22 protein-coding genes and 1 pseudogene are annotated in these 22,677 nt (G+C 75.4%); 11 read left to right on the top strand and 12 right to left on the bottom strand.

The window, feature by feature from the left end; all coding sequences use genetic code 11:
* Window positions 1–164 precede the first annotated feature (164 nt).
* The 3 genes from M446_RS23050 to M446_RS23040 all read left to right on the top strand — a co-directional run bounded on the left by M446_RS23050 (window position 165) and on the right by M446_RS23040 (window position 3,518).
* Window positions 165–1,118, top strand: a complete 954-nt coding sequence (locus tag M446_RS23050; RefSeq protein WP_012334513.1) for an acetyl-CoA carboxylase carboxyltransferase subunit alpha — start codon at window positions 165–167, stop codon at window positions 1,116–1,118.
* Complete coding sequence (locus M446_RS23045; RefSeq protein WP_012334512.1) at window positions 1,115–1,834, top strand: papain-like cysteine peptidase; 720 nt, start codon at window positions 1,115–1,117, stop codon at window positions 1,832–1,834. The genes M446_RS23050 and M446_RS23045 overlap by 4 nt, the downstream gene beginning before the upstream one ends.
* 127 nt (window positions 1,835–1,961) lie before the next feature.
* Entirely contained in the window at window positions 1,962–3,518 is a 1,557-nt protein-coding gene (locus tag M446_RS23040) for a L,D-transpeptidase family protein (RefSeq protein ID WP_012334511.1), read from the top strand.
* 265 nt (window positions 3,519–3,783) lie between these two features.
* Here the strand turns inward: M446_RS23040 and M446_RS23035 are convergent, their stop codons facing one another.
* Together M446_RS23035 and M446_RS23030 are read right to left on the bottom strand one after the other, a co-directional pair.
* Window positions 3,784–6,561 carry a molybdopterin-dependent oxidoreductase gene (locus tag M446_RS23035; RefSeq protein WP_012334510.1) on the bottom strand — a complete coding sequence of 926 codons (2,778 nt, stop codon included), beginning with the start codon at window positions 6,559–6,561 and terminating at the stop codon, window positions 3,784–3,786.
* On the bottom strand, window positions 6,558–7,385 hold the full coding sequence (locus tag M446_RS23030; RefSeq protein WP_012334509.1) for an FAD binding domain-containing protein: 828 nt from the start codon (window positions 7,383–7,385) through the stop codon (window positions 6,558–6,560). The genes M446_RS23035 and M446_RS23030 overlap by 4 nt, the downstream gene beginning before the upstream one ends.
* A 149-nt stretch (window positions 7,386–7,534) precedes the next feature.
* On the opposite strand from M446_RS23030, the gene M446_RS23025 reads away from it, so the two are divergent.
* From M446_RS23025 to M446_RS23010, 5 genes and pseudogenes are all read left to right on the top strand, one after another.
* Window positions 7,535–8,494 carry a metallophosphoesterase family protein gene (locus tag M446_RS23025; RefSeq protein WP_012334508.1) on the top strand — a complete coding sequence of 320 codons (960 nt, stop codon included), beginning with the start codon at window positions 7,535–7,537 and terminating at the stop codon, window positions 8,492–8,494.
* Window positions 8,495–8,504: 10 nt separating this feature from the next.
* The gene (locus M446_RS23020; protein ID WP_012334507.1) at window positions 8,505–8,855 is read left to right on the top strand and encodes a cupredoxin family copper-binding protein; all 351 of its coding nucleotides are present in this window, start codon (window positions 8,505–8,507) and stop codon (window positions 8,853–8,855) included.
* A 66-nt stretch (window positions 8,856–8,921) separates the two neighbouring features.
* The gene (locus M446_RS38290) at window positions 8,922–9,077 is read left to right on the top strand and encodes a hypothetical protein (RefSeq protein WP_012334506.1); all 156 of its coding nucleotides are present in this window, start codon (window positions 8,922–8,924) and stop codon (window positions 9,075–9,077) included.
* A 42-nt stretch (window positions 9,078–9,119) separates the two neighbouring features.
* Window positions 9,120–9,638 (top strand): annotated as a pseudogene (locus tag M446_RS23015) (sigma-70 family RNA polymerase sigma factor); the annotation flags it as partial.
* Entirely contained in the window at window positions 9,635–10,396 is a 762-nt protein-coding gene (locus M446_RS23010; protein WP_012334504.1) for an anti-sigma factor family protein, read from the top strand. The pseudogene M446_RS23015 and the gene M446_RS23010, both read left to right, overlap by 4 nt.
* Before the next feature lie 25 nt (window positions 10,397–10,421).
* Here M446_RS23010 and M446_RS23005 read toward each other — a convergent pair whose 3' ends face one another.
* From M446_RS23005 to M446_RS22990, 4 genes are read right to left on the bottom strand one after another with little or no spacing between them, the layout of a single operon-like run.
* A complete protein-coding gene (locus tag M446_RS23005; protein ID WP_012334503.1) occupies window positions 10,422–11,270 on the bottom strand; it encodes a class I SAM-dependent methyltransferase in 849 nt (282 codons plus the stop codon).
* Complete coding sequence (locus M446_RS23000) at window positions 11,267–12,319, bottom strand: glycosyltransferase family 4 protein (protein WP_012334502.1); 1,053 nt, start codon at window positions 12,317–12,319, stop codon at window positions 11,267–11,269. Before M446_RS23000 ends, M446_RS23005 begins: the two co-directional genes overlap by 4 nt.
* Entirely contained in the window at window positions 12,316–12,720 is a 405-nt protein-coding gene (locus M446_RS22995; RefSeq protein WP_012334501.1) for a 6-pyruvoyl trahydropterin synthase family protein, read from the bottom strand. The genes M446_RS23000 and M446_RS22995 overlap by 4 nt, the downstream gene beginning before the upstream one ends.
* Window positions 12,720–13,589: an NAD(P)-binding protein gene (locus M446_RS22990; protein ID WP_012334500.1), complete on the bottom strand. Its 870-nt coding sequence runs from the start codon at window positions 13,587–13,589 to the stop codon at window positions 12,720–12,722. The genes M446_RS22995 and M446_RS22990 overlap by 1 nt, the downstream gene beginning before the upstream one ends.
* A gap of 138 nt (window positions 13,590–13,727) precedes the next feature.
* Between M446_RS22990 and mdoH the strand changes: the two genes are divergently transcribed.
* Complete coding sequence (mdoH, locus tag M446_RS22985) at window positions 13,728–15,545, top strand: glucans biosynthesis glucosyltransferase MdoH (protein WP_012334499.1); 1,818 nt, start codon at window positions 13,728–13,730, stop codon at window positions 15,543–15,545.
* Between the two features lie 39 nt (window positions 15,546–15,584).
* Complete coding sequence (locus M446_RS22980) at window positions 15,585–15,998, top strand: DUF3830 family protein (protein ID WP_012334498.1); 414 nt, start codon at window positions 15,585–15,587, stop codon at window positions 15,996–15,998.
* A gap of 72 nt (window positions 15,999–16,070) precedes the next feature.
* Here the strand turns inward: M446_RS22980 and gor are convergent, their stop codons facing one another.
* From gor to M446_RS22950, 6 genes are all read right to left on the bottom strand, one after another.
* Window positions 16,071–17,471 (bottom strand): glutathione-disulfide reductase, encoded by a 1,401-nt coding sequence (gor, locus tag M446_RS22975; protein WP_012334497.1) that lies wholly within the window; start codon window positions 17,469–17,471, stop codon window positions 16,071–16,073.
* A gap of 90 nt (window positions 17,472–17,561) precedes the next feature.
* A complete protein-coding gene (locus M446_RS22970) occupies window positions 17,562–18,794 on the bottom strand; it encodes an O-antigen ligase family protein (protein WP_012334496.1) in 1,233 nt (410 codons plus the stop codon).
* Between the two features lie 4 nt (window positions 18,795–18,798).
* Window positions 18,799–19,362, bottom strand: a complete 564-nt coding sequence (locus M446_RS22965) for a DUF2059 domain-containing protein (RefSeq protein ID WP_012334495.1) — start codon at window positions 19,360–19,362, stop codon at window positions 18,799–18,801.
* Between the two features lie 95 nt (window positions 19,363–19,457).
* Entirely contained in the window at window positions 19,458–20,165 is a 708-nt protein-coding gene (gene rpiA, locus M446_RS22960; RefSeq protein ID WP_012334494.1) for a ribose-5-phosphate isomerase RpiA, read from the bottom strand.
* Window positions 20,166–20,307: 142 nt separating this feature from the next.
* Entirely contained in the window at window positions 20,308–20,736 is a 429-nt protein-coding gene (locus M446_RS22955; protein WP_012334493.1) for a hypothetical protein, read from the bottom strand.
* 69 nt (window positions 20,737–20,805) lie between these two features.
* Entirely contained in the window at window positions 20,806–21,168 is a 363-nt protein-coding gene (locus tag M446_RS22950; protein ID WP_012334492.1) for a hypothetical protein, read from the bottom strand.
* A 188-nt stretch (window positions 21,169–21,356) separates the two neighbouring features.
* On the opposite strand from M446_RS22950, the gene M446_RS22945 reads away from it, so the two are divergent.
* Window positions 21,357–22,376 carry a TRAP transporter substrate-binding protein gene (locus tag M446_RS22945; protein WP_012334491.1) on the top strand — a complete coding sequence of 340 codons (1,020 nt, stop codon included), beginning with the start codon at window positions 21,357–21,359 and terminating at the stop codon, window positions 22,374–22,376.
* Window positions 22,377–22,677 lie beyond the last annotated feature (301 nt).

Below are 22,677 nucleotides of genomic sequence, written 5' to 3'. Positions count from 1 at the left end.
GCCGGCGCGGGCCGCGCCGATCGCGGGTTGACAGGGCCGGGCCCGTCCGCCAAGCGGTGCCCGCCCGCCGCGCGGCCCTCGCCGGCCGGACGCTCCGCATGCGGGGCCGGGCCCTGTCAGGAGCCGGCCGCGCGCCCCCGACGGACCGATCAGCACGGGATCCGATGCGCTCCTACCTCGATTTCGAAAAGCCGGTCGCCGAACTCGAGGCCAAGCTGGAGGAGTTGCGCGCCCTCGGCGCCCGCGACGGCGCGGTGGCGATCGCCGAGGACGTGGCGCGGCTCGAGAGCAAGGCCGCCGCGGCCCTCGCCGAGCTCTACGCCGCCCTCACGCCCTGGCAGAAGACGCAGGTCGCCCGCCATCCGCAGCGCCCGCACTTCGTCGATTACTGCGACGCGCTGATCAGCGAGTTCACGCCGCTGGCCGGCGACCGCAGCTTCGGCGAGGACGAGGCCATCGTGGGCGGCTTCGGCCGCTTCCGCGGGCGGCCCGTCTGCGTGATCGGGCAGGAGAAGGGCGCCAGCACCGAGGCGCGCATCCGCCACAATTTCGGCATGGCCCGCCCCGAGGGCTACCGCAAGGCGGTCCGCCTCATGGACCTCGCCGGGCGCTTCGGGCTGCCGGTCCTCACCTTCGTCGACACGGCCGGGGCCTATCCGGGCATCGACGCCGAGGAGCGCGGCCAGGCCGAGGCCATCGCCCGCTCGACGGAGGCCTGCCTCGCCCTCGGCACCCCGAACCTCGCCCTGGTGATCGGGGAGGGCGGCTCGGGGGGCGCCATCGCGCTCGCCACCGCCAACCGGGTGCTGATGCTCGAACACGCGATCTACAGCGTGATCTCGCCCGAGGGGGCGGCCTCGATCCTGTGGCGCGACGCCGGGCGCGCGCAGGACGCCGCCACCGCGATGAAGATCACCGCCCAGGACCTGCTGCGCCTCGGCGTGATCGACGCCATCGTGCCCGAGCCGACCGGCGGGGCCCACCGCGACCCGGCGGCCGCGTTCCGCGCCGCCGAGGAGGCCATCGCCGAGGGTCTCGCCGGGCTCGACGGCCTCGACGCGGAGGCCCTGCGCGACCAGCGCGCCCAGAAATTCCTCGAGATCGGGCGCAAGCTGTGACCGGCGGGCTCGCGGCCCGGCTGCTCGGCCGCCTCGGCCGCCACGCCGACAGCCGCGAGCCGGGCCGCACCAACCACATCTCGCTGGGCAGCCACTGCCACATGGCGCAGGTGCTGAAGGAGACGGGCCTGCGCGGCTGGTCGGGGCCCTTCGACTGGATCTTCTCCTCGGCCGCGATGGTCCGGGACTGCCTCGCGAACGATTTCGCCCGGCTCCTCGACCCCGCCGAGTACGAGACCGTGCCGCCCGAGGAACGGCCCGACCCGGCGCTGACCCGCTGCCGCCACCGCTACTACCGCGCCTGCTGCGGCGTGCCGGTGGTGTTCAACCACCACGATCCGGCGACCTCGCCCGAGGATTACCGCTTCCTGGAGGCCGGCGTGCGCCGCCTGCGCGCGGCGCTCGCCGATCCGGAGGCGGTCAACCAGCACTACATTCTGTCGGCCTGGCCGGTGGCGCCCGAGGACGCGATCGCCATCTGCGACATGCTGTCACGCGCGCCGTCGCGCAATCGCGTCCTGGTCCTGCAAGTCGAGCCCGGGGCCGCGAGCCCCCGGGCGGAGCGGATCGACCTGGGGATGGAGGATCTCGACTTCCACAGGATTCACACGCGCTCGGCCTCGCTCGGCCTTCGTTTCGCCGAAGACGGCGACGATGCCCTGGTGCGCGATCTCGTCCGGGCCGCCGCGCGGCGCGACCGTCCCGGCCATCGTTGAGCGAGGGACAGGCGGGCCGCCGCTGCTTGCGGTAAGGTCCGGTCAAGCTTAACGAAGCTATGGGGTTGGGCGAGGTCGATCCGAAGCGGCATTGTGCTTCGGGCATTTGGCGAGAACGGGGAGCCCCATGGCGAAGCGTGCGGTGCTGGCGGCAAGCGGTCTCCTGCTCGCCCTGTCCCTCGGGGCCTGCCAGGACGGCGGGATGTACTCCGGCGGCTCGACCCGCCACCTGCAGCCGATCCCGCAGAAGACCGTGGCGCTGATGTCCCAGAAGGGCATGTCGCCGGGCGATCCGATCCTCATCCGGGCCTTCAAGAAGGAATCCGAGATGGAGGTGTGGAAGCGCGGCAGCGACGGCCGCTACGCGCTCCTCAAGACCTTCCCGATCTGCCGCTGGTCCGGCCAGCTCGGCCCGAAGATCCGGCAGGGCGACCGCCAGGCGCCCGAGGGGTTCTACCCGATCACTCCGGGCCAGATGAACCCGAACTCCTCCTACTACCTCTCGTTCGACACCGGCTTCCCGAACGCCTTCGACCGGGCGAACAACCGCACCGGCACCTACCTGATGGTGCACGGGACCTGCTCCTCGGCCGGCTGCTTCGCGATGACCGACGAGGCGATCGCCGAGATCTACGCCATCGCCCGCGAGGCCTTCGCGGGTGGGCAGCGGGCCTTCCAGTTCCAGTCCTACCCGTTTCGGATGAATGCGGAGAACCTCGCCAAGTACCGCAACGACCCGAACATGCCGTTCTGGAAGAACCTCAAGGAGGGCTCGGATTATTTCGAGGCCCTGCACGAGGAGCCGCGGGTCGGGGTCTGCGGCACCCGCTACGTGTTCGGCGGCCAGGATGCGGCGGCGGGGTCCTGCGCCCCGAAGGTCGACCCGCTGGTGGCGGAGAAGCGCGGCAAGGACGAGCAGCAGGTCGCCGAGCTGATCGCCAAGGGCGCTCCGTCCGTGCGGGTGGTCTACAGGGATGGCGGCCAGCACCCGTTCTTCCGCGAGACGGCGCCGAGCACGCAGCTCTTCGCCGAGCAGGCGCGGCGGCCCGATCTCGGCATGGTGAGCCGGCCGGAGGCGATCGCGGCCGGACCCGAGGAGATCCCGGTCGACGCCAAGGGCCGGCCGATCCTGATGGCCGAGGCCAAGGCGGCGGACGCGAAGGCGCCGGACGGCAAGGCGCATGACGGCCGGGCCGAGGCCGCGAACGGGGCGGCGGCCCGCAAGCTCGGCGGTGCGAAGCCTTCCGCGAAGCCGACCGCGCTCGCCTTCGCGGCGCCCGCCGCCGAGCCGCCCGCGATCCCGAGCCGGGAGGCCGCGCAGGCGCTCGCCGCCGCGCCGGCCGCCGGCGCGGCGGCGCCCGCCCCGGTGACCGTGGCGAGCGCGGAGGACGACCCGTCGGCCTACCGCAAGCTCCTCGGCAACCTGTTCGGCACCGCCGCGGCGCCGCCGACCGCCCAGGCGGCGCTGCCGCCGCCGCCCGCGCCCGAGCCGACGCCGCCGGCCCCCAGGAAGGCGCCGCACGCCCACCCGGCGGCCAAGACGAGCGACGCGCACAAGCCTGCCGAGGCGCACAAGCCGGCCAATCCCAAGGCCGCCGCCCAGAAGCGGGCGGGCGGCGAGGCCAAGGCGTCGGGGGCGCCGGCCAAGCGGGCCGACGCGGCGGCGACCGCAAAGGCCAATTGAGGCGGCTGCGCGGGCCGACGCGCGCGCTGCACGGCTTCGGCACGATGCTCCTGGCACCCGCAGCAGGAGGAACGATGCGGATGCCGCAACGGTCCCGCCTCACCGGCGGCACTTGTAGGGAATTGGAAGGATCAGCAGGTTCACGGCGCTCTGCCGATATGCGTCCTTCATCCTTCAGGGCTTGAGCGAAGCCGACATCCGCATGGCGACGCAATCCGCCGGATGTCGTACGACACATTCACCCTGAGGCGCCGGCGCAGCAGGGTCAGGACCCGCAGGTGCGCGCCGCCGCGACCGCCCGGTAGATCCGGTCCGGCGCGAAGGGAGTCTCGGTGAGCCGGGCACCGGTCGCGTCGCGGATGGCGTTGCCGAGCGCCGCCGCCACCGGGTTGAACGGGCTCTCGCTCATCGATTTCGCGCCGAGCGGACCGATCCGGTCGTAGGTGTCGGCGAAGAGGACCTCGGTGCGCGGCACGTCCGCGAAGGCCGGGATATGGTAGCTGCGGAAGCTCTGGGTCTCCACGCGGCCCGCGCCGTCGAGGCGCACCTCCTCGTAGAGCGCCGCGCCGAGCGCCTGCGCCACGCCGCCCTCGATCTGGCCGCGGCACTGCATCGGGTTGATGACCCGGCCCGCATCCGCCGCGTGCACGCTGCGCAGGATCCGCACCTCGCCGGTCCCCGGATGCACGGCGACCCGGAAAGCCTGCACGTTGAAGGCCACGGAGCGCGGGCTGCCATCCGCGCGCCCGACCGCGTCGAGCGGCGCGAGATCCGCGAGCGGCACCGGGCCGGCCGGGGTCTCGACCGCCTCGCCCGCGAGCCGGCACGCCGCCGGGTCCGTGCCGGTGCGGGCCGCCGCCGCGGCGCGGATCGCCCGCGCCAGGTCCTCCGCCGCCCGCAACGTCGCCTGCCCGGCCACCACCGTGCCGGTGCTGCCGTAGGCGCCGGTGTCGTGGCCGACCGCGTCGGTGTCGGAGGCGTGCAGGCGCACCCGCCCCGGCCGCGTCCCGAGCACCGAGGCGGCGATCTGCCCGTGCACCGTCGCGGTGCCGTTGCCGAACTCGGCGGTGCCGACCGCGAGCGCGTAGGTGCCCGCCCCGGTGAGCGAGAGGCGGGCCTCGGCGCGGTGCCCGCGGGGCGGGATCGTGTCGATCATCGCCATCGCCATGCCCTCGCCGACGCGCCAGCCGGGCCCGGGCGGGGCCTCGCCGCCGGGCTCCCGCATCGCCGCCTCGGCGCGGTCGAGGCATTGGTCGAGCCCGTAGGAGCCGTAGGCGACGTCGTGGGGCTCCAGGCTGGTCGAGACCAGGGGATCGCCCGGCCGCACCGCGTTGCGGCGGCGCAGGAGGTAGGGGTCGAGGCCGAGGCCGCGCGCGAGGTCGTCCATCGCCGATTCGACCGCGAAGATGGTCTGGCTCAGGCCGTAGCCCCGGAAGGCCCCCGCCGGCACCGTGTGGGTGTAGACCGAGACGCCGTCCACCCGCTTGTTCGGGCAGCGATAGACGCCGATCACCTCGTTGCAGCCGTGGTGGAGCACGCCGCCCGCGTGGTTGGCGTAGGCGCCGGTCTCGGCGAGCACGTCGAGGGCGATGGCGGTGAGCGTGCCGTCGCGCCGCGCGCCGAGCTTGACGCGGACCCGCATCGGGTGGCGGGTCGTCGCCCCGGTGAACTGCTCGCCGCGCGTGAATTCCCACTTCACCGGCCGCCCGAGGCGCAGCACCGCCAGGGCCACCAAGTCCTCGGTCAGCATCTCCTGCTTGCCGCCGAAGCCGCCGCCGACCCGCCCGCACAGCACCCGCACCTGCGCCCGGTCGAGGCCCAGCAGCGCCGCGAGGGCGTCGCGGGTCAGGAAGGGCACCTGGCTGCTGGTGCGAAGGACGAGGCGGCCCGCCTCGTCGCGCCAGCCCAGCGCCCCGTGCGTCTCCAGGTGGGCGTGCTGGATGCGCTGCGAGCGGTACGTGCCCTCGATCACCAGGTCGGCCTCGGCGAAGCCGGCCTCGACGTCGCCGACCTGTCCGTGCACCTCGGCCGCGATGTTCGGATGAGGGTGGAGCGGCGGGGCGTCGGCGCCGGGCGGCCCCGGATCGTGGACGCGCGGCGCGTCCGGATCGAGGGCCCGCTCGGCATCGAGCAGGGCCGGGCGCGGCGCGTAGGTCACGACGAGGGCGGCCACGCCCGCCTCGGCCGCCGCCTCGCTCTCCGCCACCACCGCGGCGACCCGCTGCCCGACGAAGCGCACGATCCGGTCGAGCATCAGGGTGTCGGGCGCGTCGTCGCGCGGATCCTCGTGGCGCCCGGTCGAGTAGCGGGATGCCGGCACGTCCTCGTGGGTGAATACCGCCACCACCCCCGGCACCGCGAGGGCGGCGGCGCGGTCGACCTGCAGGATCTCCGCGTGGGCGTGGGGCGAGCGCAGCACCTTGAGGTGGAGCAACCCCTCGACCGCGAGGTCGAACGTGTAGCGCGCCCGCCCGCTCACCACCGCCGGCCCGGCCGGGGCGGGCAGGCTGCGGCCGCAGGGATCACCCCCCGCCCCGTCGCCCTCGGCCGCGACGCTGCCCGCACTCGCGTCCGCGCTGCCGGCGATCGCGTCGGCGATCCCGGCGATCGCGTCCGCGATCGCCCGGTAGCCGGTGCAGCGGCAGAGATTGCCCTTGAGGGCGGCGCCGAGGTCGCGCCGCTGGCCCTGGTCGAGGGCGGCGGCGGTCATCACCATGCCAGGCGTGCAGAAGCCGCACTGGAAGCCCTGCGCGGCCAGGAAGGCCTCCTGGACCGGGTGCAGCCGGTCGGGCACCGCCGCATCGGGCCCGCAGGGGCCGGACAGGCCCTCGATCGTCGTGACGGCGCGCCCCTCCGCCCGCAGGGCCGGGACGAGGCAGCTATGCACCGGCTCCCCGTCGAGATGGACCGTGCAGGCGCCGCAATCGCCGGCGTCGCAGCCCTTCTTCACGCCGAACCAGCCGAGGTCGCGCAGCAGGGTGCGCAGGCACTGGCCGGGGCGCGGCGCCGCCTCCTGGGAGAGGCCGTTGACCGTCAGCATCATCCGCACGCGTCTCCGTCGAGCTCCTGCCGGATCTCCTCGGCGAGGAGGAGGGTGACCTGCCGGCGCCATTCCGGCGCGCCGTGGACGTCGTCGTGGGTGAGGCCCGGCGGGATCGCGTCGGCGAGCGCCGCGGCCAGCGCGCCGGCAGCGGGCAGGGCCGGGAAGGCGATCCGCACCGGGCGGCGGGTCGAGGCCGTGACGGTCAGGGCCAGGGCGCCCGCCGCGTCCCGCGTGCCGATCAGCAGCGCGCCCGAGCGCCCGTTCGGGCTGAGCGAGATCCGCCGGAAGGCGGCGCGCCGCCGCAGCGCCTCGGCCGGCAGGTCGATCCGGCGCAGCACCTCGCCGGGCTGCAGGGCGGTCTCCTGCGGGCCGCGCACGAACTCGGTCACGGGCAGCCGCCGCTCGCCGCCGTCGCGCTGCCAGATCAGGCAGGTGCCGTCGAGGGCGGCGGTGAGCGCGATCATCGGGCCGGCCGGCAGGGCCATGCAGAGGTTGCCGCCGACCGTGGCCATGGTCCAGATCTTGAAGGAGCCGAGCAGCGCCCGGCAGCATTGGCCGATCAGCGGCGCCGCGATCCAGGCGGCGGGGCATTCCGCGCGGTCGAGGCGCGCGATGGTGCAGGTCGCGCCGATCCGCATGCCCTCCGCGTCGATTTCGAGGGGCGGCCAGCCGAGCCGCGCGAGGTCGATGAGCCGCGTCACGCCAGGCTGCGGCTCGGAGAACAGCCAGGTCCCGCCCGCGAGCCACGCGTCGCCCGGCCGCCACGCGGCCAGATCCTCCCGCCCGCGCGGCGTCAGATGAGCGGTGATCGTGTTGAGGTCCATCCGCGCTCCCGTCCCCTCCCGCGCTGCCCTGGCCGCAGGAAGCCGCCGAGGCAAGAATCCGTCCAGCTTCCGCGAGGCGCCGGGAATAAATCCGCGCCGGCCCGGGTCTGGACGGGTGGGGCGCGAGGATGCCCCGCGAGGAGGTCACCATGGCGCGGAACGGCGGGCGTGGCGAGGCGGGACGGGACGCGGACGGCATCGACCGGCGCGGCTTCCTGGAGTGCATGACCTGGGCCGGGACCGGCCTTCTCTGGAGCGCGGGCGGCGGCCTGCCGCGGGCGGTCGGCCTCGGTGCGGCGCGCGCCGCGGACCCGGAGGGAGGCCTGCGCTTCCTGCAGATCAGCGACAGCCATGTCGGCTTCGACAAGGCGGCCAATCCCGACGCGCGCCTGACCCTGCGCGAGGCCGTGGCGCGGATCCGCGCCCTGCCGGAGAAGCCGGCCTTCATCCTGCACACCGGCGACATCAGCCACCTGTCGCGGGAGGGGGAGTTCGACGACGCGGACCAGATCCTGCGCGAGACCGGCCTGCCGCTCGTCTTCGTGCCCGGCGAGCACGACATCCTCGATGAGGGGCGAGGCCGCGCCTATCTGGCGCGCTACGGGCGGGGGACGCGGGGTGCCGGCTGGTTCAGCTTCGACCAGGGCGGCCTCCACTTCGTCGGCCTCGTCAACGTGGTCGACCTCAGGGCGGGCGGGCTCGGCACGCTCGGGGCCGAGCAGCTCGCCTGGCTCGAAGCCGACCTCGCCGGATTGTCCTCCTCGACCCCGATCGTGGTCTTCGCCCATATCCCGCTCTGGAGCGTCTATCCCGAGTGGGGTTGGGGCACCGAGGACGGCGCGCGGGCGCTCGCGCTGCTGCGCCGCTTCGGCTCGGTGACCGTGCTGAACGGGCACATCCACCAGGTGATGCAAAAGGTCGAGGGGACGGTCGCCTTCCACACCGCGCGCTCGACGGCCTTCCCGCAGCCCGCACCCGGCGCCGCGCCCTCGCCGGGGCCGATGAGGCTGCCGCCGGGCGAGCTGCGCCGCCACCTCGGCATCGCCAGCGTCTCCTTCGTGCCGGGGGCGGGCCCGCTCGCCATCCTCGACGCGCCGCTGACCGCCTGAGGAGCGCGCGATGCCGACCTCCCTCCCGGCGCCGTCCCGCCGCGCCGTCCTGGCGCTCCCGCTCCTCGCGGCCCTCGGCCCCGCCCGGGCGGCCGCCGCCTCCGTGCGCATCGAGAACTTCGTGTTCTCGCCCGCCCTGCTGGTCGTGGCGCCCGGCAGCGTGGTGACCTGGACCAACGCGGACGACATCCCCCACGTCGTGGCGGCGGAGGATGGCTCCTTCCACTCGCCCGCCCTCGACACGGACGAGCGCTTCGCGGCCCGCTTCGAGCGCCCGGGGCAAGTCCGGTACTTCTGCGCCCTGCATCCGCATATGGTGGGCGTGATCGAGATCCGGGCCTCCGCGGAGGCCTCGCCATGAGGATTCTCGCCATGAGGGCCCTCGCCATGAGGGCCCGGATCCGGCTCCGGCCCGGGAGGTCGCGCGATGCCCTATGATCCGCAGGATCACGCCTGCTCCTGGCGCGACCCGCTGGCCGGCCTCGCGCTCTTCGCCGGCCTGCTGATGGGGCTGGCGGCGCTGCCGGCGCGGATCCCCGTCGAGGTGCCGGCTCCCGCCCGGCCCGCGCTCGCCGCCCGGTGAGCGCCGATGATCCGGGCGAGGGCTCTCTTCGACGCGACCGTGCTGCCGCATCTCGACGCGGCCTACAGCCTCGCGCGCTTCCTCGCCCGGGACGCGGATGCGGCCGAGGACATCGTGCAGGAGGCGATGCTGCGGGCCTTCCGCGGCTTCGACGGCTTCCGGGGCGGCGACGCCCGGGCGTGGCTCCTCGCCATCGTCCGCAACTGCGCCCGGAGCTGGGCGGCGGCGCGCCCCCGGGCGGCCGCCGGCGCGGCGGAGGAGGGCGGCCCCGAGGACCCCTGGGACCGGGAGGCCGAGACGCCCGAGGCGTCCCTCGCCCGGGGCGACGAGATCGCCGCCGTGCGCGCCCTGGTGGCGGCCCTGCCGGAGCCGTTCCGGGAGACGCTCGTCCTGCGCGAGCTGGAGGATCTGTCCTACCGCGACGTCGCGGCGGTGACGGGCGTGCCGGTCGGCACGGTGATGTCGCGCCTCGCCCGGGCGCGGGCCCTGTTCGGCGCCGCCTGGCGCCGCCGCTTCGGGGAGGAATCCCTGCCCGTCCCCAAGGAGCACGAAACGCCATGAGCGCGCCCCGTCCCGATCCCTGCCGCGACCGCGCGCTGCTGCTCCACGGGCTCCTCGACGGGGAGCTCGACGCCGCCCACGCGCTCGGGCTGGAGGCGCATCTCGAGTCCTGCCCGGCCTGCCGCGCGGCGTACGGGCGATTGCGGGAGGAGCGCGACCTGCGCCGCCGCGACGGGGTGCGCCATTCCGCCCCGGCGGCCTTGCGGCGGCGCGTGGCGGCGGCCCTCGACGCGGAGGAGGCCGCCCGGTCCCCGGCGCGGCCGCTGCGCCGGCTGCTCGCCCCGGCCGCCCTGGCCCTGGCGGCGAGCCTCGCGGTCGCATTCCTGCCGCTCGGCCTCGACCGGAACGGGGCCCTGCGCGACGACCTCGTCTCCGGCCATGTCCGCTCGCTCCTCGCGAACCACCTCACGGACGTCCCGTCCAGCGACCAGCACACCGTGAAGCCGTGGTTCTCCGGCAGGCTCGACTTCGCGCCGCCGGTCGTCGACCTGTCGGATCGCGGCTTCGACCTGGTCGGCGGGCGCCTCGACTATGTCGGCGGCCGGGTCGTGGCGGCCCTGGTCTACCGGCGGCGCGGGCACGTCATCAACCTGTTCGTCTGGCCGGGCAGCGGCGGCTGGTCCGCCGGCAGCGCGCGGGAGGGCTACGGCCTGCTGCACTGGTCGCAGGCCGGGCTGACCTTCTGGGCCGTCTCCGACCTCAACCCCACCGAGCTGCAGGAATTCGAGCAGGATTTCGCGGCCCGCGCGCCGCGCTGAGGCGGCTCGGCGCGGCGTGCGCTGCTCACCCGGGCGGCAGGGCCAGCAGGTCGCGATGTCCGATCACCGCCTCGCCCGCGCGGCCGGCCCGGGCGGCGCGCCACGCGGCCACCCGCTCGGCCGGGACGAGCCCGGTCTCCGTCGCCGCCGCCGCCTTGCCGGCGGCGAGCGCGTCCCGCAGGGGGCCGGCGCCGACCCGCCACGGGCTCTCGGCCTGCGCGACCGCGTAGCCGCGGGCCAGGAAGGCGGCCTCCAGCGCCCGCGTCGCCCGCGGTCCCGCGGCGGGGCCGAACCCCTTGTCCCGGTCCTGATGGGCCAGGAAGGCGGCGTGGATCGCCGCGTCGTCCGGATGGGGCGGGGTCCAGCTTTCGGCGCCGTCGAAGGTGAGCGCGGTGTAGAACAGGGCGCCCGCCCGCGCCACCGCGTCCGAAGCCGCCGCGATCCAGGGTTCGGAGACGAGGTCGAACAGGGCGGCCGCGGTCACGAGGTCGGGCGGCGCCGCCGGGGCGAGGAGCGGGACGAGGCCGTCCGCGAGGTCCGCGCGGCGGAACGCGACGCTGAGCGCCCGCCCGGCCACGGAGAGGAGGAGGTCGTCGCCCCGCGCCTCCGCCCGGTCCGCGAAGGCGATCAGGGCCGCCCGGGCGGCGCCGAGGAGCGCGGGATCGTGGTCGACGAGGAGCCAGTCCTGGCGGGCCGGCAGCAGCCCCGCGAGCGCGCGCAGGTTCGAGCCGGTGCCGCAGCCGAGATCGAGGACGCGCACGCTCTCGCCGCGCGCCGCCATCGCCCGCCCGAGCGCCGCGGCGAGGTCGCGATCCCGGGCGGCGTGGTCGGCGGGCTCGCGCAGGGCCAGCCATGCGGGGCTGAACCCGCTCATCTCCCGGCCTCCCTCAAGCAGGACGCGACCCGCGCGGCAGTGTCCTCCCAGCGCGGCAGGGCGAGGCCGGCCGCCCGGGAGGCGCAGGCCGCCGCGCGGCGGCGGTCGGGATCGGTGACCAGGCCGCGCAGGGCCTCGCGCAGGGCCGGCGCGTCGCCCGGCGGCACCTTGAGCCCGGCCGCGTCCGGCACGGTCGCGGCGGCGGCGCCCCCCGTGGTGGCGATGATCGGCAGGCCGCGGGCGAGCCCCTCGGCCAGGGCCATCCCGTAGCCCTCGAACAGGGAGGCCGAGACGAGGAGGTCGGCCTCGGCGTAGAGCCGGTCGAGCCGGACGGGGTCGACCGCCCCGAGGAAGCGCACCCTCCCGCCCAGGCCCGCCGCCGCCGCAGCCTCCCGCACCGCCGCGGCGCAGGCGGGGTCGCGGTCGAGGGCGCCCGCGACGGCGAGCGTCCAGTCGAGACCGCGCAGGGGCGCCAGCGCCTCGATCAGCACCGCGTAACCCTTGCGCGGGATCAGGGTCCCGACCGCGAGGAGCGAGACCGCCGGGCCGGGCCGGACCGGATTGGGAGGCGCCGGATCGGTGCCGGGCTCCGCCACGGTGATTCGCCCCGCCGCCACCCCGAAGTCGCGCACCAGCAGGTCGCGCGTCGTGCCGCTCGTCGTGACCACGCGGTGCGCGAGCCCAAGGGCGGCGCGCTCGCGCGCGCGCAGCCGGGCCGCCGCCTCGTCGGACAGGCCCTCCTCCAGGCAGAGCGGGTGGTGCACGAGGGCGACGAGGGGCCGGTCGCCGGCCGCCCGGATCGCCTCGGCGGGAAGCGCCCCGTAGGCGAGGCCGTCGACCATCAGGGGAGGGCCGGGCGGCAGGGCGGCGAAGGCCGCCCGCGTCGCCGCGAGATCCTCGTCCGTGGGCATCGGGAACCCGCCCGGCAGGGCGAGGTGCGACGCGCGCAGCCCCTGGCCCGGGAGCGCCGCGAGCAGGCGGCGCGCATAGGCGTAGCCCCCGGTCGGCGCGGCGAGGTCGCCCGGGACGGCGAGGAAGGCGTCGCTCACGGCGCGAGCGGTCCTTCGAACCAGGCCCGGGCGACGTGCGATTCGTGGAGCGTCACGCGCAGGCGCGCGACCCCCTCGGCGCCGGGCCCGACCTCCCCGGCCCGCACCGCCGCGGCCATGGCGGCGTGGATGTGGCCGGCCAGGAACTCGGTCGTCGTGTTGCGGCCCGCGAAGGCGGGCAGGTCGTCGAGGTTGCGGTAGTTGAGCGGCGCCAGGATCCGCCGCAGGGTCTCGCCCGCCCGGCCGATATCGACCACGACCCCGTCCGGGCTCAGGGCCTCGCGGAAGAAGGCCACGTCGACCACGAAGGTCGCCCCGTGCAGCGCCTGGGCGGGCCCGAACAGCTCGCCCCGGAAGCTGTGGGCGATCATCACGTGGTCGCGGACTTCGACGGCGTACATCAGGCGATCTCGGCGGGTTGGTAGCGGATGGCGGTGCAGACGCCCGGGGCGTCGCGGGCGAGCAGCCGGGGCAGGGCGGCCGGCAGGGCCTCGAAGGCGACCTCCTCGGTGATCAGCGCGTCGAGGCGCGGGTCGCGCAGGAGGTCGAGGGCTTTCAGCAGGCGGCGGCGGCGGTCCCAGCGCGGGCGGCGGGCGGGCGGCACCTGCCCGACCTGGCTCGACACCAGCCGCAGGCGGCGCGGGTGGAAGGCCGCGCCGAGGGGGACCGCGACCTCGCCGTCGCCGTACCAGCTGAGTTCGGTCACGCAGGCCTCCTCGCCCGCGAGGTCGAGGGCGAGTGCGAGGCCCTCCGCCGCGGCGCTGGCGTGGATCACCACGTCGGCCTCGCCCGGCGCCTCGGCCGGGAGGCGGAAGGGGAGGCCGAGATGCCGCGCGAGGCCGGCGCGCGCCGGGTCGCGGTCGATCAGCGTGACCTCGGCCCCCGGCAGCCCCGCCGCCAGATGGGCCGCGAGCAGCCCTACCAGCCCGCCGCCCACCACCGCGACGCGGTCGCCCGGCCCCGCCCCCGAATCCCACAGACCGTTCAGCGCGGTCTCCATGTTGGCGGCCAGCAGCGCGCGCCGGGGCGGCAGGTCCGGCGGCAGCGGCACCAGGGATTCGGGGCGGCTCGCGAAGGCCTCCTGATGAGGCTGCAGCGCGAACACCACAGGGCCGTCCGGCATGACCCGCCCGACCGCGCAGTAGCCGTACTTGACCGGAAACGGGAAATCGCCCTCTTGGGCGGGGGCGCGCATCCGCGCGCGGACGCGCTCCGGCACCCGCCCCTCGTAGACGAGGCGCTCGGTGCCGCGGCTGAGCGCCGTCCACACCGTGCGAACCCGGACCTCGCCGGGGCTGAGAGGGGGCAATGTCTGGCGTCGCAGCTCCGCCCGACCGGGCGCGGTGTACCACAGCGCCCGCGCCGAGACCGGTCCGATCCCCTCGTCGCCTGCGCCGGATTGCGACCGATGCGGCACCCTGACTCCCCGGTCCTGGCCGAGGGTCCCCCCGGCGGCTCCGCTCCTCTCACGACGCTGGCGGGGCCGCAAGCCTCCGGCACCCTGCGCCGGCGGCGCCTTCTCCTCCTCGCGGCCGCGCTCGTCACCTGCGCGGGCTTCGCGGCCGGCCTCGTCGCGGTGCTCGGGGCGGGGGGCCTCGACGCCCTCGACCTCGCCCTCCTGGCCCTGTGCCTCGTGGCGCTGCCCTGGACGGTGCTGGGCTTCTGGCACGCGCTGATCGGGCTCTGGCTGCTGCGCGCCGGGCCGGCCGGGCTCGCGGCGGCGGCCCCCTTCGCGGCCGCGGGCGAGCGGCCCGAGCCGCCGCGGCTGCGCACCGCGGTGGTGATGACCCTGCGCAACGAGGAGCCCGAGCGCGCCCTCGCGCGCCTGCGCGTCGTGCAGGAGAGCCTCGCGCGCACCGGCCACGGGGCCTGGTTCGGCTTCCACGTCCTCAGCGACACCGACGATCCCGCGATCGCGGCGCGCGAGGAAGCCTGCCTCGCCGCGTGGCGCGCCGCGCTGCCGCCCGCGGAGGCGGCGCGGCTGCACTACCGGCGCCGGGCCGAGAATGCCGGCTTCAAGGCCGGCAACCTGCAGGACTTCTGCGCCCGGGCCGAGGAGGAGCTGATGCTGCCCCTCGACGCCGACAGCCTGATGACCGGCGAGGCCATCCTGCTTCTCGTGCGCATCGTGCAGGCGCATCCGCGGATCGGGATCCTGCAGGGCCTCGTGGTCGGGGCGCCCGCCGAGAGCCCCTTCACGCGCCTGTTCCAGTTCGGCATGCGCCACGGCATGCGGCCCTACAGCCTCGCCATGGCGTGGTGGAGCGGGGAGTGCGGGCCGTTCTGGGGCCACAACGCCCTCCTGCGCATCGCCCCCTTCGCGGCCGCCTGCCGGCTGCCGGTCCTCGGCCCGGGCCGGTTCGGCGGGCCGATCCTGTCGCACGATCAGGTCGAGGCCGTGCTGATGCGGCGGGCGGGCTACGAGGTGCGGCTGCTGCCGCTGGAGACCGGCAGCTTCGAGGAGAATCCGCCCACCCTCCTCGACCACCTCGCCCGCGACGCGCGCTGGTGCCAGGGCAACCTGCAATACGTGCGCCTGCTGCGGCTGCCCGGCCTGCTCGCGGTGAGCCGCGTCCAGCTGCTCTGGGCGATCCTGATGTTCTGCGGCGCCCCGGCGACGCTGCTGGTCCTGCTCCTGCTGCCCTGGCGGCTCCTCGACCTGCCGCGGGAGACGCCGGCCGGGCTCGCGGCGGCCCTGTACCTCGCCTGGCTCGCCCTCTCGGTCGCGCCCAAGGCGGCGGGCTACGCGGAGGTCCTGGCGCGGCGCGACACCGCCCGGCACGGCGGCCTCCTGCCCTTCCTGGCTGGCATCCTGGCGGAGACGCTGTTCTCCTTCCTGCTCTACGGGATCGCAATGCTGCGGCTCAGCGTCGTGGTGGTCCGGCTGCTGCTCGGGCGCCGGCCGGTCTGGGGGCGGCAGCGCCGCGACGCGGCCGGGGTGACGCTCGGCGCCGCCATCCGCGGCCTCGCCGACGTGGTGCTGATCGGTGCCGGCCTCGGCCTCGCCGTCGGCCTCGTCGCGCCCGGCCTGCTGCCCTGGCTCGCGCCGCTCCTGCTCGGGCCCCTGCTCGCCGTGCCGCTCGCGGTGCTGACCGCCTCGCCGCGCCTCGGCGCCCGGATGCGCCGCCTGCGCCTCTGCGCGACGCCGGAGGAGATCGCGCCGCCGGAGGAGATCCGGGCGATGCGGGCTGGCTCGGATCCTGCTCCCGTCGGCCGCCCGGCCTGAGGCGGCGCACCATCATCCCCATCCCGAGGAGACTCAACCGTGCAGGAACTCAAGATCAAGGCGGGGCCCTACGACCTCGTCGGCCGGCTCGAACTGGAGAAAGCGCCCAACACCTGCGCGGCCTTCGTCAAGGCGCTGCCCTTCGTGAGCGAGATCGTGCATGTCCGCTGGAGCGGCGAGGGCGTGTGGATGCCGCTCGGCGACCTCGATTTCGGCGTCGGCTACGAGAACCACACCAGCTACCCGGCCCCGGGCCAGATGATCCTGTATCCGGGCGGGATCAGCGAGACCGAGATCCTGCTGGCCTATGGCGGCGTGCACTTCGCCAGCAAGGTCGGCCAGCTCGCCGGCAACCACTTCCTCACCGTCACGACCGGCCTCGAGCACGTCTACGATCTCGGCCGGATGACGCTCTACAAGGGCGCGCAGCCGATCCGGTTCGACCCGGCCTGACGGGGCCGCGCGCAGGCCGCGATGGTCGTCGCGGTGGGGCCCGAGGGCTTGACCGGCCCGTCGCGCCGCCCGCTACCCCACTCCCACCGGCCGCTTGATCGCCGCGGGCGTGCGCAGGGTGACGAGTTCCTCGCCCGCGGTCGGGTGGACCGCGATCGTGCGGTCGAAATCCGCCTTGGTCGCGCCCATCGTCACGGCGATCGCCGCCGCCTGGATGATCTCGCCCGCGTCGTGGCCGAGCACGTGCACCCCGACCACCCGGTCGCCGTCCCGCGCCACCACCAGCTTCATCAGGACGCGCTCCTCGCGCCCCGACAGCGTCGCCTTCATCGGCCGGAACCGCGCCTCGTAGACGTCGACCTCGCCGTAGAGGCCGCGCGCCACGTCCTCGTTGTGGCCGATCACCCCGATCTCGGGCGTGGAGAAGACGGCGGTCGGGATCAGGCCGTGGTCCACCGCCCAGGGCTTGCCGCCGAACACCGTGTCGGCGAAGGCGTGGCCCTCCCGGATCGCGATCGGCGTCAGGGCGGCCCGGTTCGTCACGTCGCCGACCGCGTAGATCGACGGCACCCCGGTCTGCGAGAAGCGGTCGACCGGGATCGCGCCCGCCCGGTCGAGGCCGATCCCGACCGTCTCCAGGCCGAGACCCTGCACGTTCGGGCGGCGGCCCGTCGCCACCAGCACCTGATCGACCACCAGGCTCGACCCGTCGTCGAGCGAGGCCCGGATCCCGTCGGGCTCCCGGTCCAGCCGCCCGATGGTGCGGTTGAGCCGCAGGTCCATCCGCCGCGCATAGGCCTCGCCGAGGGCCTGCCGGATCTCGTCGTCGAAGCCGCGCAGCAGCTTGTCGCCCCGATGGAGCAGGGTGGTGCGGCTGCCGAGCCCCGCGAAGACGCCCGCGAATTCCACCGCGATGTAGCCGCCGCCGACCACCAGGATGCGGCGCGGCTGCTCCTCCAACTCGAAGATCTCGTTCGAGGTGATGCCGAGCTCCGCCCCCGGGATCGGCGGCTCCTTCACCGGGTGGGCGCCGACCGCCACCAGGATGATCCGGGCGCGCACGCTGCGGCCGGACCGCAGCAGCCGCACCGCGTGCGGGCCCTCGATCACCGCCCGCTCGGCCACGACCTCGACGCCCGCCCGCATCAGGTTCGTGGCGTAGATGCCCTCGAGCCGCGTCACCTCGGCGTCCCGATGGCGCTTGAGCGTCGCCCAGTCGAAGCGCGGCGCCTCGACGGTCCAGCCGAAGCCGGCCGCGTCCTCGAACTCGTCCGCGAAGCGGCTCGCGTAGACCATCAGCTTCTTCGGCACGCAGCCGCGGATGACGCAGGTGCCGCCGACCCGGTACTCCTCGGCGAGCATCACCCGGGCCCCGTAGCCCGCCGCGATCCGCGCCGCGCGCACCCCGCCGGAGCCGCCCCCGATCACGAAGAGGTCGACGTCGAAGCCCTCACCGCCGGTCCCGCTGCTCATCGCCGATCTCCCTGACGCCGGCCCGGCCCTGCCGGGACCCGAGCGGCATATAAGCAGAGCCGCCCGGCCGCGGGGAGCGGCCGGGTACCGTCAGACCCGCGGCGCGGCGCTGAGCGCGCGCAGCCACGCCGCGAGGGCGCCGAGCCCGGCGATCCACCAGCCCTGCCACGCCCCGTGGCCGACGAAGGCGATCGAGGCCGCCCCTGCGAGAGCCGCGAGCGCCGCCGCGCGGGCCCGGTCCGGCCAGGCCGCGAGGGCGCGCAGGGTCAGGAGCAGCGCCGCGGCGGCGAGCGCCGCGCCGACGAGGCCGAGCTCGGCCCAGACCTGCAGGAAGCTGTTGTGCGGGTGGCCGGCCGTCAGCATCGGCCGCATCTCGGGATCGAGGCGCTCCGCCACGGGGAGCCGGTCGAACCGCGCGCTCGTGCCGAAGCCGGCCCCGCGCCAGGGATCCTGCGCCACCGCCGCCCCGAAGCTCTGGGCGATCACCACGCGCTCGCGCGTGTTGCTCGCCGCCATGCGCGCGTGGAGCTTGGGCGGGAACAGGGCCGCGAGGATGTCCCCTTCGAGCGGGGCCAGGGCGACCGCGCCCGCGAGCCCCGCCCCGGCGAGGGCCAGCACCGCGCGACGCGGCAGGAGCCGCGCGGCCGCGTAGGCCCCGGCCGCCGCGAGCGCCGCGAGGGCGGAGGCGCCGCTCGCCGAGTACCACGCGGCGAGCGCCGCGGCGGCCGCGGCCGCGAGCGCCAGGAGCGGGCGCCCGGCCCGGGCGGTGAGCGCGGCCACCGGCACCGCGAGCAGCACGGCGAGTTCGAGCGGCCGGTTGTAGACGTAGTCGAAGGCCCGCTCGTGCAGGAGCCGCCGCAGGGCCACGTCGCTGACGAGGTCCGCCTCGACGGCGAGGCAGGTGGCGAGGAGCACGAGGGCGGCCGGCCGGGCGAGCGGCGCCAGGTGGGGCGGCGCCAGGGTCGCGACCAGGTAGGCGGCGAGCAGGGTCGGGCCGAACTCCCCCGCCATGCGCAGCGAGGTCGCCGGCACCGGGCTCCAGGCGAGGCTGAGGGCGGACCAGGCCAGGAAGGCGAGGGCGACCCGCCCGAGCGGCGTCGCGAGGGGCGCGGCGAGCCGCGCCCCCACGGCGCGGCCGCCCTCCGCCAGCAGGGCCCCGGCCAGGAGCGCGAGCGCGGCCGCCCCCACGACCAGGGGGCTCGACCGGTTCGCGGCCGCCATGGCGGGCGGCAGGGCGACGAGGAGCAGGGCTCCGGCGCCGGAGAGGCGCTGCGCGATGTCGGACCGGGCGGCGCCCCGGTTGCGCGTCAGGGCGGCGGTCAAGGGATCACTGCATCTGATGGCCGCGCTTGCCCATCTCGGCGCGCACCCGGACCATCACGTATTCGGAGACTTCCTGCGTCCAGGCCTGCATCGCCTGCACCATGTCGTCGAGGACCTGGGGCTGGGTCTCGACGTAGCGCTTGCCCGCGGGCGAGCGGAAGAAGGCGGCGATGTCGCGCAGCTCCGCCTCGCTCAGCTTCTCGGCGTAGATGCGCGAGGCGGTGTCGATCATCCGCTGCTTCTGCAGCTCCATCTCGGGCTGCAGCTTGGCGAGGACGTCGTCGAGATCCTTGGTCAGTTCGGGCCGGGTGACCGCCGCCTGTTTGATCTGCTCGCTGAAGACCGGGACGATCGAGTCGAACGAGCGGGCGATGCCGGAACTCAGCATCACCTCCTTGGCGAGGGCGAAGTGGCTCGGCGAGATCGCCGGATTGGGCGCGGCGGGGGCCGGCGCGGCGGGGGCGGCCGGCGCCGCCTTCTGGGCTGCGGCGGGTGCGGTCGCCAGGGGCGCGGTCGCCAGGAGCGCGACGAGGAGGCCCGCCAGGGCGGGCGCGGGACGCAGGGGCATGAGGAGGCTCCGATGTGAGGCGCGCCGGTTTCGGGGGCGATTGCGGCGCGGAGGAGGATCGGGGGCGGGCCGCGAGGTCGCGGGCCCGGGGGCGCTCAGAGGGTGCCGAGGGTCAGGAGGCGCACCTCGCCCGCCTCATCGGCGGCCAGGATGGCGCCGCTGCACAGGCCGAGGAACAGGCCGTGCTCGACCACGCCGGGGACGGCCGCGAGCGCGGCGGCCAGGGCCTCGGGATCCGGGATGCGGCCGAGATGCGCGTCGAGGATCAGGTGGGCGCCGTCGGTGACGAAGGGCGCGCCGTCCGCGGCCCGGCGCAGCGCGACCTCGCCCGCGCAGCCGGCGCGGCCGAGGGCGCCCTCCACGGCGCGCCGCGTGGCGGCGAGGCCGAAGGGGACCACCTCGACCGGCAGCGGGAAGCGCCCGAGCGTCTCGACCCGCTTGCCCGCATCCGCGATCACGACCATGCGCCGGCTCGCCGCCGCCACGATCTTCTCGCGCAGCAGCGCGCCGCCGCCGCCCTTGATGAGGCGGCGCGCCCCGTCGATCTCGTCGGCGCCGTCGATGGTCAGGTCGAGTTCGGGGGTCTCGTCGAGGGTGGTGAGGGGGATGCCCGCCGCCTGCGCGGCCCGGTGCGTGGCCTCCGAGGTCGGCACCCCGACGACCGAGAGCCCGGCCCGCACCCGCGCGCCCAGCAGCTCGACGAATTCGGCCGCGGTGGAGCCGGTGCCGAGGCCGAGGCGCATCCCGTCCGCGACGAGGTCGAGCGCCCTGGCGGCGGCCGCGCGCTTGAGGGCGGCGCTCACGCCGGGCCTCCGGCGGGACGGGGGGAGGGGCGTGCGGACGGCATCGGCGCGGCTCTCGGCTGGCTCACCCGGGCTGGCCGCCCGGGCGCGCTGGCCCTAGCACGCGGCGCTGCCGCCCGGGAAGAGTCCCGTCCGGCGCCGCTCAGGGCCGGGCGGGCTGCGCCGTCGCCACGTTGCCCCTCGGCGCCGCCTCGGCGCCCGCCGCCGCCTGGGGCGTGCAGACCACGGCCTCGTCGAGGACGTAGCAGATGCTCATGGCGCCGGTGCGGTGGTTGACCCGGAACACGCCCGCCTCGCGCAGGTGCCGCGAGGCCACGAGCCCGTACTCGGACGGGGCCTGCGGCCCCGCGCCCTCGCCCGGGCCGAAGCACAGGGTGGTGCCGATCGTGTTCTCCTGCAGGCCGTACTGGCAGGAGGTCACCTCGCCCGTGACCTTGTCGACCCGGTAGACGCGGTTGAGGTCGGCCTGCGGGGCCGGCACGAACTCGAAGGATCCGGCCGCCGCCGGGACCAAACCCGCCGCCAGGGCGAGCGCCGCGATGCCGACCCGAAACTGCGTCCTGCCGCCCATGGCGCCGCTTCCTCCGCCCGGTCCCGAACCCGTCGCCGGCGCGCGACGCGACCGGCCCTCGCGCTTCTTCTACTGCCGGTTGGCTGGTGTGGACCTTGCGCCGCCGCGGTTGCTGAGCCCGATCACCGCGAGCTGCGCCGCCCCGATCCCCGCCAGGAGCAGGCGGTCGCGGGCGGGCATGCGGTCGCCGAGCGCCGCGCTGCCCAGGTAGGCGAGGGCGCCGGCCGTGTCGAGGGCGAGGTGCCCGCGCATCGGGATCGCCCGCACGAGTCCGCCCTCGTAGCTCGTGCAGAGCGAGTAGGCGTAGTTCCAGCCCGACACGGCCCGCATCAGGCGCCGGGCGGCGGGGCTGCGGCCCGGGCCCGCCGCGAGCAGCGTCACGAGGGCCGGGACCGTGTAGTCGATGGCGGCGTGCAGGCGGGTGCTGATCATGGCGTCGTCTCCGGCTCCGCCGGACCATCCCCGCACGGCGGGGCGTGTTCCCGCCGCGGCCTGATGCCCAGGCGCGCGAAACGTGCTTTAAGCGCGCCGCGGGCCCGTCCGGCCGGACGGGCCCGCCCAATCAAGAAAGTGGCCCGGCCGGGCCGCGCGGGCCCGGCTGCGGCCCAGGAGAGGACGCCATGACTTCGATCTCGCGCCGCCGCGCGCTCCAGCTTTCCCTCGCGGGCGCCGTCGCGGCCCCGGCCGTGATGCGGATCAGCCGCGCGCAGGCCGCCGACTTCAACCTCAAGGTCGCCAACAACAGCCCGGTCAGCCATCCGCTCACCATCTACATGCAGAAGGCCGCGGACGGGATCCGCGAGGAGACCGGCGGCAAGGTCGACATCAAGGTCTTCCCGAACAACCAGCTCGGCGGCGACACCGACATGCTGAGCCAGCTGCGCTCGGGGGCGCTCGAGTTCTTCAGCCTCTCGCCGCTGATCCTGGCGACCCTGGTGCCCGGCGCGGCGATCAGCGGCATCGGCTTCGCGTGGTCGTCCTACGACAAGCTGTGGCCGGCCATCGACGGCGATCTCGGCGCCCATGTCCGCGAGCTGATCGGCAAGTCGGGCCTCTACGCCTTCGACCGCATCTGGGAGAACGGCTTCCGCCAGACCACCTCCTCCACCAAGCCGATCCTGACGCCGGACGACTTCAAGGGCTTCAAGATCCGGGTCCCGCCGAGCCCGCTCTGGACCTCGATGTTCAAGGCCTTCGACGCGGCGCCGATGACCATCAACTTCGCGGAGGTCTACTCGGCCCTGCAGACCAAGATCGCGGAGGGCCAGGAGAACCCGCTCGCGCTGATCGACGCGGCCAAGCTCTACGAGGTGCAGAAGCACCTCTCGAAGACGAACCACATGTGGGACGGCTTCTGGCTGCTCGCCAACGGCAAGGTCTGGCGCGGCCTGCCGGAGGACGTGCGCGGCGTGATCGCCAAGCACTTCAACACCCAGGCGGTGGCGCAGCGCGAGGAGACGGCGCGCCGCAACGTCTCGACCGAGAAGGACCTCGCGGCCAAGGGCCTGACCTTCCACGACGTGGACACCAAGGCGTTCCAGGCCAAGCTGCAGGCGGCCGGGTTCTACAAGGAGTGGAAGGGCAAGTTCGGCCCGGAGGCGTGGGCGCTGCTCGAGAAGCACACCGGCCCGATCGCCTGAGCGGGGCGGAGGCCGGGTCCTCTGGCGAGTGCTGGCAGCAGGACAAGCCAGAGGCGCCGGCCGGAGCGCTCGCTCCTGGTGGGAAACACTAGGAGCGGGGCTCCGTTCCGCCATGTACACAGGTGAATCCTGGCCGCAGATTCCCGCGGCCTCAGCATCGGAGACGGCAAAGCGACAAGATTGCCGCCGCGTTGCGGCCGGGCGGCCCGATCAATTGGACGATGGTTGACGTCGGCGGCCGCGAGAAGTTGCCGGCCGCCCGAGATCCGTTCGAAATGCTCCTGGAACCGAGGCGAGGTCT

It is taken from the genome of Methylobacterium sp. 4-46 (assembly GCF_000019365.1).
Taxonomy (GTDB): Bacteria; Pseudomonadota; Alphaproteobacteria; order Rhizobiales; family Beijerinckiaceae; genus Methylobacterium.
Note: the sequence above shows the minus strand (reverse complement) of the source record. Positions and strands in the feature narration are given on the sequence as shown.